The 15,500-nt window shown below is 46.6% G+C and carries 14 protein-coding genes, 1 tRNA gene and 1 other RNA gene; 7 read left to right on the top strand and 9 right to left on the bottom strand.

The window, feature by feature from the left end; translation table 11 throughout:
* Positions 1-59: 59 nt before the first annotated feature.
* The 5 genes from IPJ02_17075 to IPJ02_17055 form a co-directional block, all read right to left on the bottom strand.
* A complete protein-coding gene (locus IPJ02_17075; GenBank protein MBK7377188.1) occupies positions 60-656 on the bottom strand; it encodes an RNA methyltransferase in 597 nt (198 codons plus the stop codon).
* 172 nt (positions 657-828) lie between these two features.
* A complete protein-coding gene (locus tag IPJ02_17070; GenBank protein ID MBK7377187.1) occupies positions 829-1,824 on the bottom strand; it encodes an MCE family protein in 996 nt (331 codons plus the stop codon).
* A gap of 7 nt (positions 1,825-1,831) precedes the next feature.
* Positions 1,832-2,608, bottom strand: a complete 777-nt coding sequence (locus tag IPJ02_17065; GenBank protein ID MBK7377186.1) for an ATP-binding cassette domain-containing protein — start codon at positions 2,606-2,608, stop codon at positions 1,832-1,834.
* 6 nt (positions 2,609-2,614) lie between these two features.
* On the bottom strand, positions 2,615-3,385 hold the full coding sequence (locus tag IPJ02_17060; GenBank protein MBK7377185.1) for an ABC transporter permease: 771 nt from the start codon (positions 3,383-3,385) through the stop codon (positions 2,615-2,617).
* Between the two features lie 323 nt (positions 3,386-3,708).
* Positions 3,709-3,782 (bottom strand) — tRNA-Pro (locus tag IPJ02_17055).
* A 153-nt stretch (positions 3,783-3,935) separates the two neighbouring features.
* Between IPJ02_17055 and IPJ02_17050 the strand changes: the two genes are divergently transcribed.
* From IPJ02_17050 to IPJ02_17030, 5 genes are all read left to right on the top strand, one after another.
* A complete protein-coding gene (locus IPJ02_17050) occupies positions 3,936-5,969 on the top strand; it encodes a M13 family metallopeptidase (GenBank protein MBK7377184.1) in 2,034 nt (677 codons plus the stop codon).
* A 191-nt stretch (positions 5,970-6,160) separates the two neighbouring features.
* Positions 6,161-6,781 (top strand): PH domain-containing protein, encoded by a 621-nt coding sequence (locus IPJ02_17045; GenBank protein MBK7377183.1) that lies wholly within the window; start codon positions 6,161-6,163, stop codon positions 6,779-6,781.
* Between the two features lie 71 nt (positions 6,782-6,852).
* A complete protein-coding gene (locus IPJ02_17040) occupies positions 6,853-7,212 on the top strand; it encodes an RDD family protein (GenBank protein ID MBK7377182.1) in 360 nt (119 codons plus the stop codon).
* Positions 7,196-7,747: a hypothetical protein gene (locus IPJ02_17035; protein MBK7377181.1), complete on the top strand. Its 552-nt coding sequence runs from the start codon at positions 7,196-7,198 to the stop codon at positions 7,745-7,747. The genes IPJ02_17040 and IPJ02_17035 overlap by 17 nt, the downstream gene beginning before the upstream one ends.
* A gap of 112 nt (positions 7,748-7,859) precedes the next feature.
* Positions 7,860-8,255, top strand: a complete 396-nt coding sequence (locus tag IPJ02_17030) for a hypothetical protein (protein MBK7377180.1) — start codon at positions 7,860-7,862, stop codon at positions 8,253-8,255.
* Positions 8,256-8,341: 86 nt separating this feature from the next.
* Here IPJ02_17030 and fsa read toward each other — a convergent pair whose 3' ends face one another.
* The 3 genes from fsa to IPJ02_17015 form a co-directional block, all read right to left on the bottom strand.
* Positions 8,342-8,995, bottom strand: a complete 654-nt coding sequence (fsa, locus tag IPJ02_17025; protein ID MBK7377179.1) for a fructose-6-phosphate aldolase — start codon at positions 8,993-8,995, stop codon at positions 8,342-8,344.
* 166 nt (positions 8,996-9,161) lie between these two features.
* An RNA gene (ffs, locus tag IPJ02_17020) (signal recognition particle sRNA small type) lies at positions 9,162-9,260 on the bottom strand.
* A 203-nt stretch (positions 9,261-9,463) separates the two neighbouring features.
* Positions 9,464-10,774 carry a DUF5103 domain-containing protein gene (locus tag IPJ02_17015; protein ID MBK7377178.1) on the bottom strand — a complete coding sequence of 437 codons (1,311 nt, stop codon included), beginning with the start codon at positions 10,772-10,774 and terminating at the stop codon, positions 9,464-9,466.
* Between the two features lie 57 nt (positions 10,775-10,831).
* Between IPJ02_17015 and IPJ02_17010 the strand changes: the two genes are divergently transcribed.
* Entirely contained in the window at positions 10,832-12,061 is a 1,230-nt protein-coding gene (locus IPJ02_17010; protein ID MBK7377177.1) for an ABC transporter permease, read from the top strand.
* Positions 12,062-12,227: 166 nt separating this feature from the next.
* On the opposite strand, the gene IPJ02_17005 is transcribed toward IPJ02_17010, so the two are convergent.
* On the bottom strand, positions 12,228-12,971 hold the full coding sequence (locus IPJ02_17005) for an RNA methyltransferase (protein MBK7377176.1): 744 nt from the start codon (positions 12,969-12,971) through the stop codon (positions 12,228-12,230).
* Between the two features lie 18 nt (positions 12,972-12,989).
* On the opposite strand from IPJ02_17005, the gene IPJ02_17000 reads away from it, so the two are divergent.
* On the top strand, positions 12,990-15,497 hold the full coding sequence (locus IPJ02_17000; protein ID MBK7377175.1) for a BamA/TamA family outer membrane protein: 2,508 nt from the start codon (positions 12,990-12,992) through the stop codon (positions 15,495-15,497).
* Positions 15,498-15,500: the final 3 nt, after the last annotated feature.

Raw genomic sequence — 15,500 nt, 5'->3', positions numbered from 1 at the left:
AATTAACACCTTTCCGTCTTCCCGGCTATTCAACCAATCGATCCTTTGAGACTTTGTACCTATGCTGGGTCGTCTTCAAGAAATCCCCATTCATCCCGAAGGGATCTTAGTTTTTCCCCTTCCAGCTTCACGCTGTTATAATGCCCGGCATTGTTCTTTTGCCGGTAGGCTTCATACAGGCACACCGCACAGGCAACCGAGATATTTAGTGATTTAATGATCCCTACCTGCGGTATGATGAAATTCCCATCTGCCAGGGTGATGATCTCCTCACTTACCCCGCTGTGTTCATTCCCGAAGACCAATGCAACCGGTCCGATAAGATCAAGTTCATGCAGTCCTACGGCATCACTGCTTAAATGTGTTGTGTAAATTTTTTTAAAATGCTTTCTCAATTCAGCAAAACACGCCGCCGCATCGGTGAACTGGTGAATGCTGAGCCATTTGGCGGCGCTGGAAGAGCTTTTTGCTCCCCACTTTTTATGGGGAGGTATCCGGGTATTAAGTATGTAAATATCCTGGATGCCCACCGCATCGCAGGTACGCATCACCGCAGAAATGTTATGCGGGTCAAAGACGTTTTCCAGTACCACCGTCAGGTCGGGCTGGCGTTTGTTCAGTACGGAGGTGAGCCGTTCGTTTCTTTCCGGGGTCATAAGTCCAAATATAACAAATAAACCCCCGCACTGTGGCTTGACAGGACCGGGGAGCGTGCCGGTTCAAAATTTTGCCAGCCTGGGATTGCTGTCTCAATAACCGGTAAAATGTAACCACTACCCGTCCGGTAACGCATGGATCCACCGGTGAAATGATGAAATTACCGTTGACCTAATCCTGCCTTATACCCTCCTTTGTTTTTTTCTTTTCCTGTTTCCTGAAATATCCCCGCAACAGGAAATTATGTTTTAATGCTTCCATGTTCTGGTTAAAAGCATCTGTACCTTTCTGGATATTATCAAGGCTTGTATTCAGTTTCAGCACCATCCCGGTATCTTTGAGCAGGGCATTCACAGCACCCTGCCCGTTATTGATATCATTCCGCAGACCAGCCCCCACTTTATTGATCTCCCCGGCCAAAGAATCGGCCTCCTCGCCCACGTACCGGATCTTGAGAACGGCTTCATTCAGGTTGCGGGCAAAAGAGGTATCTGTTAAAAGGGCTCCAACGGATCCCTTCCCGTTCTTTACATCTGTAACGATGGCATCCAGCTGACCGACCATGTTGTCTGCCTTTTGGGTCGCTGAACGCAAACTGGCAACTGAGGCACGCAAACCCTGCGGCAAAGTCTCATCATTCAGCAGGGTCCACAGTGCATTACTGCTGTTGATGCGCTGGACAGCTGTTTTCAGGTCCGCCGCTATGATCGCTACATCCAGGTTGGTCTTGTAGAGGGTTTGCAGCATTTCATCCGTGGCAACGGCTTTCCGGGTAGTGAGCAGATCCCCTTCCTCCGCTAACGGGCCCGGGATATGCCCCGGAACGATATTCACCACTTTGTTTCCCACCAGCCCGTCCGTAGATATGGAAACAACTGCATTCCGGCGGATAATACCCTGCAACTTTTTATCCACCAGCAGGGTCACTTCAATGACGGTATCACTCAGTATTTTCACATTTTCAACAGTGCCGGCCTGGATACCGGAGAACCGGACATTATTCCCGGCAACCAGTCCATGTACATTTTCAAATCTTGCTTTCAGTTCAAAGCTCTTTCCGAACAGGTTCCTGTTCTTCCCGATCATATATAACAATAAAACCAGAAAGACCAGGCCACCCAGGACAAAAGCACCCAATTTCGTATTATTGAAGAGTTGTTTGGCCATAAAATATTCATTCAAAAAATTGTTTTACCCCCTGATCTGTATCCTGTTTCAGTTGTTCAAACGTACCGCCTGCATAACAATGGCCGTTCAGCAGGACCACCACCCGGTTACTGGCCTTCTGCACACAGTTCATGTCATGTGAAATGATCAGTGAGGTGGTGTTGTATTTCAGCTGGATCTCATTCATCAGTTCAATGATCTCCTTTGCCGTTACCGGATCAAGTCCGGTGGTAGGTTCATCATATAAAATGATCTCCGGTTTCAGGATCAACGTACGGGCCAATGCGATCCTTTTCCGCATGCCGCCGGACAGTTCCGCCGGCATCATATCAATGGTATGCAGCAGGCCCACATCCTCCAGTGCTTCCTGTACCATCAGGTTCACCTCTTCCTGCGAAACCTCGATCCAGTGCCTGCGCAGGGGAAATTCAAGATTCTCCCGAACGGTCATTGAATCATACAGGGCATTGCTCTGGAATAAGAATCCCACTTTGGCCCTTATCTTATCCAGTTCTTCTTCCTCCATACCGGGTATGTTTTCCCCGAACATCGCAATGCTGCCTTTGTCCGGTTTCAGCAAACCAATGATGCATTTTATCAGTACCGATTTACCGGAACCGGACTTCCCAAGCACAACCACACTTTCCCCTTTTCTTATTTCCAGGCTGAAATCAACCAGCACATGATTGTCGCCAAATGATTTATACAAGTTACGTATTATCAAAACGGGTTCTCCCGGCAAAGAGGGATTTTTTAATGCTTCCTGTTTAACTTCTGTGATCATGTTTTTCTAATTAAAACCCAATACATCTGTTACCTGCACGGCCAGCAGATCAATAACAAAGATCACCACCGATGAGACCACAACGGCTGAATTGGCAGAACGGCCCACCCCTTCCGTACCCTTATTGCTGTTGTATCCCTTATAACAACCTATTATGCCCACGGCAAAACCAAAAAAATAACTCTTAATAAATGCGGGCAGTACATCTTTGAATGAAAGATTATCGTATACCTGTGTCCAGAACAGGTCAAAACTGGTGGCGCTGCGGATATTCACGCCAAGCCAGGAGCCGTACAGGGAAATAGCGTCCCCCAGCATGATAAGAACGGGCAGCATTAAGGTGGCCGCAAGCACCCTGGTCACCACCAGGTATTTAAAGGGGTTTGTACCGCTCACTTCCATGGCGTCTATCTGTTCCGTCACTTTCATGGAACCGAGTTCGGCACCGATACTGCTGCCGATCTTCCCGGCGAATATCAGTGCAGTGATCACCGGGCCTATCTCCCGGATAACGGCAATACCAACAATGGCGGGTATTTCTGATTCCACCCCATAGTCAACCATGGAGGGGCGTAACTGCATGGTCAGCACCAGTCCCATGATAAAAGCCGTTAACCCTACCAATGGAAGCGATTTATACCCAATGATATAACATTGCCGCAACAGTTCTGCAAACTCATAACGGGGTTTGTACCACTGTTTAAAAAACTTACCGGTAAAGCGGGACAACTCCCCTGCTTCCGTTAAGAATATCCTCAGGTTTAATGGCACTTGCATGGTCAAACGTTGGTCTAATTTATTCACTATTAACTGACTGTTCAATAAATATGGTCAGTTATATGGATGATAACAATCATACAATGCCTGTCGATACAGGTAAAACAAGTGCATACATGGCATCGCTCCTGCCTTCGTATTTTATAACAAAGCAATTTTTTAATGGGCCCTGCTCCCTGCAGATTTTTGATCACCAGAAATATGAAACGGCACCTTGCCCCACATCATGGGGTTCTCCAGCACAGCATTTCTGTCTTCCTGGTTTTATTGTGAGTAACATATTGAGGCATAAAAAAATCCCTGCAAAGGCAGAGATTTTGAGGTCGGGATGACTGGATTCGAACCAGCGGCCCCTACGTCCCGAACGTAGTGCGCTACCGGGCTGCGCTACATCCCGAATTCTCATTTAGTACTTTATGTAGTGATCCCCAATGGCGGGGCTACATCCTTTTATGGAGTGCAAAGTTAAAAAATAATCGTTTCCGCCGCCTGTAAAATAATAACCGGCGCTGTTGAATCATTCTTTATTTTTAGCGATAAATCAACCTGCATGAAAAAAATATTTTTTGTCCTGGCAACCATTGCCGTGTTCATCTCCTGCAAAAGCAATAAAAAGGAAACAACAGCAAAGCCCGATGTACTTGCCGCCAATATCGACAGCACGGTAAAGCCCGGTGAGGATTTTTTTGACTATGCCAATGGCGGATGGATAAAAAAGAACCCCATACCCGGTGAACAGTCGAGCTGGGGCATCGGCAACCTGGTAATTGAAGAGAACCTGAAACGCCTGAGGGAAATTTCTGAAAAAGCAGCAGCCGGCAAAGCCGGCAAAGGAAGCAACGACCAAAAGATAGGCGACTTCTGGACCATGGCCATGGACAGTGTCAAGATCGAAGCAGATGGATTAAAACCCATTCAGCCATTACTGGACAAAATAAATGCCATCACCGATGTTAAGTCATTGGTAAGCACCGTGGCCGAATTAAAAAAGATCGGCTCGGGTACTTTGTTTGGCGAATACGTGGGACAGGATGCAAAACAAAGTGATGTGATGGCCTACCAGCTGTGGCAGGGTGGATTGGGCCTTCCGGAAAGGGAATATTATTTCAAGAATGATTCTGCAACGGTCAATATCCGCAGCATGTATACCCGGTATATGACCAAAATGCTCACCCTGTCGGGAGAGGATGAAGCCAATGCTGCAACAGCCGCCAATAACATCCTGCTGATGGAAACCAGGCTGGCCAAAGCATCGCGTAAGATAGAGGACCTGCGTGACCCGTATAAGAACTACAACAAAATGGCCATCACCGACCTGAACAGGATAGCAGCAAATATTGACTGGATCGCTTATTTAAAAAGCATGGATGTGCAGCGGGTGGATTCGGTGATCGTTGGGCAACCTGAATTTTTCACAGCCCTCGGTGATGTACTTGCCAAAACGCCCATCAACGACCTGAAGCAATATGTGAAATTCAACCTGCTCAGCGACCTGTCGGGCGTGTTACCTGATGCCTATGGTACCGAAGCATTCAACTTCAATAAACTGTTCAGCGGGGCAAAGGAAAGAAGGCCCAGGTGGAAACGTGCCATCCAGATGGAAGAGAATGCCATGGGCGAAATGCTGGGGCAACTTTATGTAAAAGAGTTCTTCAACGAAACTGCCAAGAAACGCTATACCAATATGGTGGAAGACATCCGTGCCGCATTGAAGGACCGGATCGCCAAACTCTCCTGGATGAGCGACAGCACCAAGCAGAAAGCCTATGCCAAATTAGCATCTATAAAAAGCAAAGTAGGTTATCCCGATAAATGGAAGGATTTTTCAGCCATGGATATCGGCAGGGAGAGCCTGGCAAAAAATTACATGAATGCAAACCGGTGGTGGCATAACTATAACTACAGTAAATTAGGCAAACCTGTTGACCGGGATGAATGGGACATGACCCCGCAAACCTACAATGCCTATTACAACCCGAGCAATAATGAGATCGTTTTGCCAGCCGGCATATTTACCGTACCTGGTTACCGGGATGAAGAACTGGACGATGCGGTGGTATATGGATATGGCGGCGCCAGTACCATCGGCCATGAGATCACCCACGGCTTTGATGATGAAGGAAGGCAGTTTGATGATAAAGGGAACCTGGTGAGCTGGTGGACAAAAACAGATGAAGCGTCATTTAAAAACAGGGCCGGGGTAATGGTAAAGCAATTCAACGAATTTGAACCGGTGAAGGGCTATCACATCAACGGCAAGGCTACACTTGGTGAGAACATTGCGGACCTGGGTGGTATCTTATTGGGGATTGAAGCCTTCAAAAAAACAAACCAGTACAAAGAGAATAAGAGCATAGCGGGCCTTACACCCATGCAACGCTATTTCATGGGCTATGCATTGGGCTGGCTGGGCCATACAAGAGAAGAACAGTTGAGAAGCCGTTTATTGACGGATGTACACTCACCTGCCAAATACCGTGTCAACGGGCCTTTTGTGGACGTGGATGAATTCTATTCAACCTTCAGCATCAAGCCGGGCGACAAGATGTACCGGGCAGACAGTTTACGGGTGAGGATCTGGTAGAGCCGTTGAAGGGTTGAAAAGTTTAAGGGTTTAAGGGTTGAAAGGTTATTTAGTTTGAAGTTTTTACTAATTTACACATCGGCTTAACCCTTTAAACGATTTAAACGATTTAAACGATTTAAACGATTTAAACGATTTAAACGATTTAAACGATTTAAACGATTTAAACCCTTCAAACCCTTCAACCTTTCATGCGAACAGTACTCAAAAAAGACGAAAAGATATTACTCATAACAAGGCAACACTGGTTAAGACTGGCGTTGCCTTTTTTTGCATGGATCCTGCTGGCAGTCATATTGATATGGTGGTTGCAGAACCGTACCGCTTTTATCATTGTGTTAATAACGGCCATCTATACCATGCTGGAGTATGTGAACTGGAAATACAATCTCTGGTGCGTAACCAATTTACGGGTGGTGGATGAAACGGGTTTCTTTACCCGCTATTCCAAAGAAAGCCCGCTGGATAAGATCAATAATGTGGAATACGATCAATCCATCTGGGGGCGCATCTTCGGTTATGGCAACGTGGATATTCAAACCGCTGCCGAACTGGGCGAAACCACTTACACCCTCATCCACCATCCCAAACTTTTAAAAGACACCATCACCCATGCCCAGGAAGAATACAAGAAGATGCAGATAAGCAACCAGGCCACCCAGCTTGCACAGGCCATTGCAAGAACAAATGCTGCACAACCATCGCAACAAATGATAGCCGACGAATTGCAGAAACTGTTTGACCTGCTGCAAAAGGGCGCCATTACGCAGGAAGAGTATACCGCACAGAAGAATAAACTGATGGGGAACTGAACCCGGTATTGTATTGCTCCCGTTTTGCAAAATACCTGCACCACAACCAAATCGCTTACAAATAAGATCAAATGACCAACGGAACGGACAACAAACAGATCAATGCCGGGATACGGCTGGCTGCCATGCTGCTTGACCATTTTTTTATGACAATGGTTGCCATGGTCTTCTTCATTCCGGCGATCATTTCGGATCTGTCCGATGCATTTAAAGTGTCACACGGGCAGGTAAGCCCCGGGTTCATGGGCGGGTCATGGGGATATATCGGAATGATCGGATTTGCCTTGTACTTCTGTAAAGATATTTTTAACGGGCGCAGCATAGCCAAACGGATATTAAAACTCCAGTTGGTTGACAATGAAACCGGCCAGGTGGCAAGCCCCTTAAAAATGTTTTGTACGGAATATTTTCTGTGTGCTATGGCCCATTGAAGTGATCGTTGCATTAACAGATACCAGCAGGCGCCTGGGTGACCGGGTAGCCGGGACAAAACTGGTGAAGTTCGATCCTTCCCTTGAACAACCAGGACTGAATATGAGTAAGTTGATAATCCCGGTAGGGATTGCCTATGGAATGATGGTGCTCCTGATGCAGCTGCTGCCGAAAATAGAACCGGCCAAAATAAATTACATCGAATCTTCCTACAACCCGGCGGCAAGTAAAGAACTGGAGAAATTGCTGGCGGATAGCCTGGGGACCTATTTCACACCCGATATCCGGGTGTACAACCAGATCAAAAACGAAGAGATCAAATATGTTTCAGCCATTTTCAGACTGAATAAAAATTATATCGAGGATGATGCAAGTTACGGGCAACTGCATGCGATCACCACAAGGCTGATCTATTCGAGAATGCCGAAGGAAAGCTTCATCGGGCAACTGCAATATATTTATAAGGCATCCGGTCAATTCCAGGGAAGAACCGTACTGATCGGGACCCATTTGAAATACAAGAAACCAGGATAATTCTCTTCCCGGCCGGCATCCCGGCACCCGGAATGCAAATTTTAACATTAACACTATTCACCTTAACCAATCCCTGGCATAATTTTTTCCATCTTTGCAGCAAACGGATCAAGTGAATAAAATTATACTTCCCCTTTTTATCTTATGCTCTTTTGCTGCCAAAGCCCAAAAAGTGGAGAGCATTCATATAAATCTTTACACCGACAGCCTTAAAAAAGGCACGTTCAATTACATCAACATAGATGGCCGCCTCTCCAATGGCCGGTACATACCTTTAGACAGCACCCATCTTATCTTCTGGGCTTCGGCCGGCTCGTTCAGTGGCAACAGCCTTTGGGTAGACAGGAATACATCACTGGAAAAAGTGGATATTAAGGTCACCCTGCGGAACAACCCTGCCCTCTTCAAAGAATTCAGCATCTATATAAAAAAGCAGCCGGACCCGGAGTTGAAAAGCATGGATGAGGTAATGAAGGGATCTAAAGCGAAAAGCAGGAAACGGGAATAAAATAATATCACAAAGTAAAATGCCCGGCGGATCTGGTTGATGCACCGGGCATTTTGTCTGGTCTGACGTCCTCGTCTGACGATTGCTTACGCAAACTTCTTGGCGTCTTCCAGGAACTTGGCAAGGCCAATATCAGTAAGCGGATGCTTCAATAATCCTAAAATAGAATCCAGCGGGCAGGTACACACATCGGCTCCTGCCTCCGCACAACTGATGATGTGGTTCGGGTTTCGGATGGACGCAGCCAGGATCTCAGTCTTGAAGCCCTGGATATCGAATATCTGGCGTATCTGGTGAATGAGGATCATACCGTCCCAGCCACTGTCGTCAATGCGGCCAATGAACGGGGAAACATAGGTAGCCCCTGCCTTGGCAGCAAGTATGGCCTGGCCGGCGCTGAAAACAAGCGTACAGTTTGTCTTGATGCCGTTCTCCGTAAACCACTTCAATGCCTTGATGCCTTCTTTTATCATCGGCACTTTCACCACAATGTTCGGGTGGATGGCAGCCAGTTTTTTCCCTTCAGCCACCATGCCGTCAAAGTCGGTTGAAATAACTTCTGCGCTGATGTCGCCGTTCACCATTTCACAAATGGTCTTGTAGTGCGCCATCACGGCATCGCTGCCCTTGATACCTTCCTTTGCCATCAGCGAAGGATTGGTGGTAACCCCGTCTAAAATGCCGAGGTCGTTTGCTTCTTTTATCTGTGCCAGGTTGGCGGTGTCTATAAAAAATTTCATGTGCCCCTATCCCCTAAAGGGGGATCAGCTTTTAATCGGTGAGATAATTTATTTCCGGCAAAAGTAAAATAATTAAAAGAGTAAACTTAAAATATTTATCTACGAAAAATGCATGGTGGTTAAAAAGAAACCCTGCAAAGCCCCTTCAGGGGATGGGGGGCAAAAAAAATGGCAAGTTACTTACATCGCACCGCTCAACCACCTACCCTTGCTACCTTCCGGTCCTGGGGGAGTTCAGCAGGAGCTGGTCGTATAAGACTTGCCGGCGCAAAGATAAGGAACGAAGGGCAAAGGTGAAGAAAGAATTTTAAAAAGAAAGAAATACCGATACAGGATACAGGATGCGGGATATAGGATGCGGGATACAAGATGCGGGATGCGGGATGCGGGATGCGGGATAAAAAAGTATCAGAATCCATCAAGTATTTTGAATCTCGGATCTTGGATCCGGTATCTTGGATCCTTCCTCTAAAAACTGATCCCCGGCTTATCCGTCCGTGAATTTATCTTTCCAACACCGATCAGCTGGTCGGTACGGTCGGTGAACGACTTGTAGTACATGAGTATGGTATAACTGTTTTCGGTTTCCCAGTAATCACCTTCCAGGTCACGCTTTTGTGCCGGATCATTTTTATCAACCGCTATGTAGGTATAGTTGTAGTACCCCTGTTTTAAAAATGCCGTGCATTCATACGCTCCCCTTGCTGCATTGAATACCATTTTTGTCCTGTCATTCAACTCGTAGCTTGTAAGTTGTCCCGCCAGGTAAATATCCTTATCGGCATACGGCGTGGCGTTTGGCGGGGCAAAACTGAAATGAACGGTGGCAAAATCGCCTTGCCAGTAAGGATTGATGGTCTCATAGGTTTCCAGCAGGTACATGCCATTCAGGTCGCGGAAATAAACATACCGCTGGGCGCTGCGGTCTGCATCGGGAAACAGGAACATATCTGTGGCATTCTTCTTATAGTCGGCCCGCTCTACCCGGTCGCTCTGCAGGCGAAAACTCCGCAGGTCGAGCCAGCGCCATTCTTTACCGCCGGGAAAGATGCAATTGTTCTCGGTATTATACTCCAGCGAATTGCCCCGTACAAAAGTGGGTGCAATGTCCTTTAATGAATTATCCCACCGGTTGTTCTGCAATATCACCACTTTCACCTGCTGTGCCGCACTGAAGGTGTTCAACCCTTTTATGTTTGCAGAGAACTGTACTTTCTGATGCGTACGGTACAATTGCGGTGTGAATGGCTGAATGATCTTTGCACTAATGGCGGCTTTTTGTTCCAGCACCAGCATGCGCCGGGTGAAAACAAGTTTGGATGTATCGCCGTCGAGGTAGACTTTCAGGATATAGTTGCCCGAAAGGGTAAGGCTGGTGCTCCGGTCGGGCAACAGGGCCTGGTAATGGGTATATTTTGTAAGTGCGATCGAAGAATACCGGTACGTGGTGATGCGTTGCTGGGTAAACCCTTTAATGTACAGAAAGGGACTGATGTCAACCGGCCTCCAGTTGTAATCGCAAAGCTGGAAACTGTAATAATAGCTTTTAACATTGGCATCCAGGTCATCAAAATTCAGTTCCAGCTGGTCGCCGCTGTTGATATTGTAAACAGGTAATGTTTGCTGGTCGCCATACATGTGAAACCGCACAGCCTTGATATTATCCCTGAAAACTGCTTCAGGCATTTGCGAAAAAGCGGCAGGAATGAAAGCAATAGAGAGAAACAGGAGAATCTGAACGGATCTTCCGGCGGCAGGGTATGGTTTAATTTTTGTCATGCTGACCTTAATCATTGCGTTTTTAAATACATTTGTAAGATACCAAATATATGCCGTTTGAATGTATCTGTATTCATAGCTAAACGAATAGCCTTTAACCGGCAGAAGACCTTTTCCAAATTCATCATCCGGCTGGCCATCGTTGCCACTGCCATCAGCGTGGCTATCATGATCGTGGCCATGAGTTTTGTAAATGGGTTCCAGGGAGTCATCAGCAATAAAGTATTCAGTTTCTGGGGACATATACGGGTATTGCAGAATGTGGAGAACCGGGTGAGCATTGCCGAAGAGTATCCCATTACACAAAATGACTCGGTGGAAAGATACCTGCGTTCGTTACCGCAGGTGAAGTCGGTAGAACGCTATGCCACCAAATCGGCCATCATAAAATTTGGCGGAGAGATCGAAAGTGTATTGTTAAAAGGCGTTGATCCATCCTTTGATTTCATACGATTGCAGCCTTTTTTGAAACAGGGGCGTTGGCTGAATTTTAAAGACAGTGGTTACAGCAATGAGATCAATTTATCGGCTTACACTGCCAACCAGCTGAAAGTAAAACTCAACGACAGTGTATTTGTTTTCTTTTTCCGGGAAGACGGGAGTAAAACGGCCCGCTGGCTGAAGATCGCCGGCATTTATAAAACAGCCATTGAAGAATACGACCGCAATTTTGCCATTGCCGATATCAATCTTATCCGCCGGCTGAACAACTGGGAACCTGGCCAGATCGGGGGTTACGAGATCTTTTTACACGATTATACGCAGACGGAGAAGGTAAATTACCTCATCTACGCAGAAATGCCGCAAACCTGGTACAGCAAGACCATTAAAGAGATCTATCCGAACATATTCGACTGGCTGAACCTGCAGGGGCAGATAAAGAACATCCTGCTGATGATCATGATGGTGGTGGCCGTCGTGAACCTCATCACCTGCCTCATCATCCTGGTACTGGAAAGAACAAGGATGACGGGAGTATTAAAAGCACTGGGCGCCACTGACTGGCAGGTGCAGCAGGTATTCCTGTACAATACTTCGGTGATCGCTTTTACCGGAATCGCTGCCGGGGCGATCCTTGGCCTTGGCATTTGCTGGCTGCAGGAAAGGACAGGCTTTATAAAACTGAATGAAGAAGCATACTATATGGCTACAGCCCATGCCGATGTGGTCTGGTGGCAGGTATTGCTGATATGCCTGGCTACGCTGCTCATTTCATTTGCTACACTGATCATTCCAACACTATTGATCAAAAAGGTAAGGCCGGTCAAGGCAATTCAATTTCGTTGACCGGTTAACAGGTTAATCCGTTAATTGGTTAATCCGTAGGTCCGTTAATCCGTAGATCCCGTGCTGGTTGTTAAATCCAAAACGAATTAACTGATTAACTGATTAACCAATTAACCAATTAACTGCTTAACCAATTAACTGCTTAACGTTTAAATGAATTAACCATTCATACAACATGTGAAAGTATGATCCCCGTTGCCACCGCTGCATTGAGTGATTCCGCTTCGCCGATCCGGGGAATGGTTATCTTTTCCTTTACCAACTGCATCACTTCATCACGTATGCCGTGCGCTTCATTACCTATAATGATGATACCCTCGGTAAGTTTACCAAGCGATTGCAGGGGTCTGCCTTTCAGGGAAGCAGCATACAGGGGTACTTTCTTCTTCCCGGTAAGCCATGCAGCCAGATCCGTATAAACAACATTCACCCTGCCCAGGCTGCCCATGGTTGCCTGCACTACTTTGGGATTGTATATATCGGCGCAGCCAGCGGAACAGATGATGTTCTGGATCCCAAACCAATCAGCAATGCGGATGATGGTGCCCATATTACCGGGATCCTGGATGGTATCAAGAACGATTGTGATCTTTTTGCTTATGTCGACATCAGTTTCTGGTTCCCTTTTTTCAAATACCGCCAGCACAGCATGTGGTGTTAACAACGCAGAGATCTTTTCCAGTTCAAAATCCTGTACTTCCGTGAAGGGGATCCATGCATTTGCCGATACCAGTCCTGCATTCGCATCCAGCCATTCTTTTAATGCAATGATCTCTTTACAAACAAAGTTGCCCCCCGATAAAAGATCCGGCACCACTTTCGGCCCTTCGGCAATAAAGAGGTTCAGTTGATCTCTTAATTTTTTGTGCTGTAAACTTTGAATATATTTGGTATGTGATTTGCTAATCATCGTCGCCTAAATGTTTTTATGTTTTTAAAAATACCGGATAAAACTTCCCTTCACAAACTTAGCGCCTGTTTTTTATTATGCGGTATATTCCTTTCAGCCTGTAACTGGTTCACGATACCCCGCAAATATCCAAAAGACAAACCATTTGTTTTTAAGAACAGTATCGAGGCCAAAGGCGGCAACTTTACCAAAGATGAGCGGTCACAGCTTAAACAAAGGCTGAATGCCCAGCTGGATGACAGTTCAAGGATCAATACAAAAGATTCCTGGATCTTTTTACATTATATTGAAAGGCCCCCTGCATACGACAGTGCCTCCGCCGGCCGGTCGGCCCGCAACATGGAAGCCTCCATGCTTCACCTGGGTTATTATAAGGCCAGGGCCGGATACCGGGCAGATACCATTGTGAAAGAGAACCAGCGCCGTGTGCATGTTTTCTACAGTGTTGAAACCGGCAAGCCTACGCTCATAGATACGGTGCGTTATATTTTACGCCGGCCCGACCTGCAGGAAATTGCCCTGCAGAATGTTGACAAAAGCCTGTTAAAAAAAGGCGACCCCGTAACCAAAGCCACCGTTCTTGGCGAAATAAGCAGGCTGGTGAACCTGTACCGCAACAATGGTTATTATAAATTCACTTCCGAAGAACTGATCATGCGGGGAGATACCACCGTTGCTGCATTGACCACCATAACCGACGACATCTTTGAACAACTGCGTTTGCTGGAAGAGGCAAAGCTGGCCAGAGACTCCCCCACCATCAAACTGGCAGTGGTACTTAACCCGCCAGCCGACAGCAGCAAACTGCAACGCTTTTATATAGATGACATCTACATCCTGCCGGATTACCAGAGCGGGGATAAATTAACGGATAACAACCTGTTTACCACCCTGGGAAGAAAAAGGGATTGCGATACCTGCCGGGTCAACTTCATTGTGAAGTACCATAAAAAACTCTTCCGTACCGGTTTCCTCCGCAGGAACCTCTATATCCGTAAGGGTGACCTGTACAGCCAGGATAATTTTTATAAGACCCTCAACAGTTATTCCAGGGCGGGAGTATGGCAGAGCACAAATATCCTGGTGCTGGAAAAAAAAGACAGTATTCCACGTAAAGACAGCCTGAATAAGATCGACCTGGTCGTTCAGCTGGTGCCGGGAAAGCGGTATGGATTTGAATCAGGCATTGAAGCCAGTTATTCTGCATCCAGCAACACCAACAATGTTACCGCAGCCAATGCCGGTAACCTGCTGGGGCTTTCGGGCAATATCTCATTTCTTGACCGAAACTTCCGCAGGGAAGGGATCCGGATGACCAACTCACTGCATGCCGGTATTGAACTGAATTTTAAGCCCGACAGCAATAACCGGAAGAACATCGTGAACTCCAATGAGGTAAGTTATTCAAACAACATTGTCTTTCCCCGGTTCATTTTCCCGTTCTTACGGTTGAATAACGACAAACGGTTCGTCAACCCGGAATCCTTCATCAACACCAAAGTATCCTACATAAACCGCATCAACCTGTTCAACCTGCAGTCATTTAATTTTGCGCTCGGATATGACTGGAATACGCAGAAAAACCGGCAATGGATTTTCAAGCCCCTGAACATAGAGTTTGCCCGGCTGTATAATGAGACAGACAGTTTCATAAAAACGCTAAATGAAAACCCTTTCCTGCGTTATTCATTCAATACTTCGTTGGTGGCAGGAGCAAGTGTGGGATACCGGTCTTCCAAAATAAACAGCAGGCATCCCAACCGGCAGCACAGTTTAAAGATAAATGCGGAAGTATCGGGAATACCCTGGTACAGCCTGGGCTTATTAAAGAAATACATGCGCCAGTTCGGCAAGGCCGACGTGGAATATACCTATTCTTCCAGCCGTCCCAAATCCGCTTTTGTATTCCGGGTATTTGGGGGCGTTGGTATCTCGGCAAAACGTGATACAACCCTGCCATTCTTTAAACAATATTTCGGCGGGGGAAGCAACAGCATGAGGGGATGGCCCGTGCGTGGTATCGGGCGTGGGGCGCAACCGCTTACGCCCTATGGTGAAAATAAATTCAACGACCGGACGGGCGACATACAATTAGAAAGCAATATTGAATACCGGTACACCATTGCACAGATCATTCCCAATTCATTGGTACTCCGAGGCGCTTTGTTCCTGGATATTGGTAATGTATGGAATGCAAGAAACTCCAAACCAGGCGGGGGAACGGACAGCACGCAGTTTAAATTCAAAAACCTGTACAAAGAACTGGGCGTGGAAGCCGGTACCGGTTTCCGGCTGGATTTCAATTACGTGGTACTGCGTTTTGACCTCGGCTTCCGGATCAAGCGGCCTGATATTAGTGCAAATGACGGATGGCAGATACCGGGGGTTTCATTCAATAATTTATTTAAAAGAGGCGAACAGGTCCCGGATCCCAATAACCCCGGGGGCACATACAATGACAACCGTCATAAGAAATGGCGCTACGAGAATTTCAATATGACGATCGGGATAAATTATCCTTTCTGAGAG

Source organism: Chitinophagaceae bacterium, assembly GCA_016710165.1.
In the GTDB taxonomy this organism is placed as follows: Bacteria; Bacteroidota; Bacteroidia; order Chitinophagales; family Chitinophagaceae; genus Ferruginibacter.
Note: the sequence above shows the minus strand (reverse complement) of the source record. Positions and strands in the feature narration are given on the sequence as shown.

What these genes read in the sequence shown, in the direction of transcription:
- IPJ02_17015 (MBK7377178.1), bottom strand. Translation starts at nt 10,774, where the DNA reads ATGACAAAAATTAAACCATACCCTGCCGCCGGAAGATCCGTTCAGATT.
- fsa (MBK7377179.1), bottom strand. Translation starts at nt 8,995, where the DNA reads ATGAAATTTTTTATAGACACCGCCAACCTGGCACAGATAAAAGAAGCA.
- IPJ02_17005 (MBK7377176.1), bottom strand. Translation starts at nt 12,971, where the DNA reads ATGATTAGCAAATCACATACCAAATATATTCAAAGTTTACAGCACAAA.
- IPJ02_17065 (MBK7377186.1), bottom strand. Translation starts at nt 2,608, where the DNA reads ATGATCACAGAAGTTAAACAGGAAGCATTAAAAAATCCCTCTTTGCCG.
- IPJ02_17045 (MBK7377183.1), top strand. Translation starts at nt 6,161, where the DNA reads ATGCGAACAGTACTCAAAAAAGACGAAAAGATATTACTCATAACAAGG.
- IPJ02_17050 (MBK7377184.1), top strand. Translation starts at nt 3,936, where the DNA reads ATGAAAAAAATATTTTTTGTCCTGGCAACCATTGCCGTGTTCATCTCC.
- IPJ02_17075 (MBK7377188.1), bottom strand. Translation starts at nt 656, where the DNA reads ATGACCCCGGAAAGAAACGAACGGCTCACCTCCGTACTGAACAAACGC.
- IPJ02_17060 (MBK7377185.1), bottom strand. Translation starts at nt 3,385, where the DNA reads ATGCAAGTGCCATTAAACCTGAGGATATTCTTAACGGAAGCAGGGGAG.
- IPJ02_17040 (MBK7377182.1), top strand. Translation starts at nt 6,853, where the DNA reads ATGACCAACGGAACGGACAACAAACAGATCAATGCCGGGATACGGCTG.
- IPJ02_17070 (MBK7377187.1), bottom strand. Translation starts at nt 1,824, where the DNA reads ATGGCCAAACAACTCTTCAATAATACGAAATTGGGTGCTTTTGTCCTG.
- IPJ02_17000 (MBK7377175.1), top strand. Translation starts at nt 12,990, where the DNA reads ATGTTTTTAAAAATACCGGATAAAACTTCCCTTCACAAACTTAGCGCC.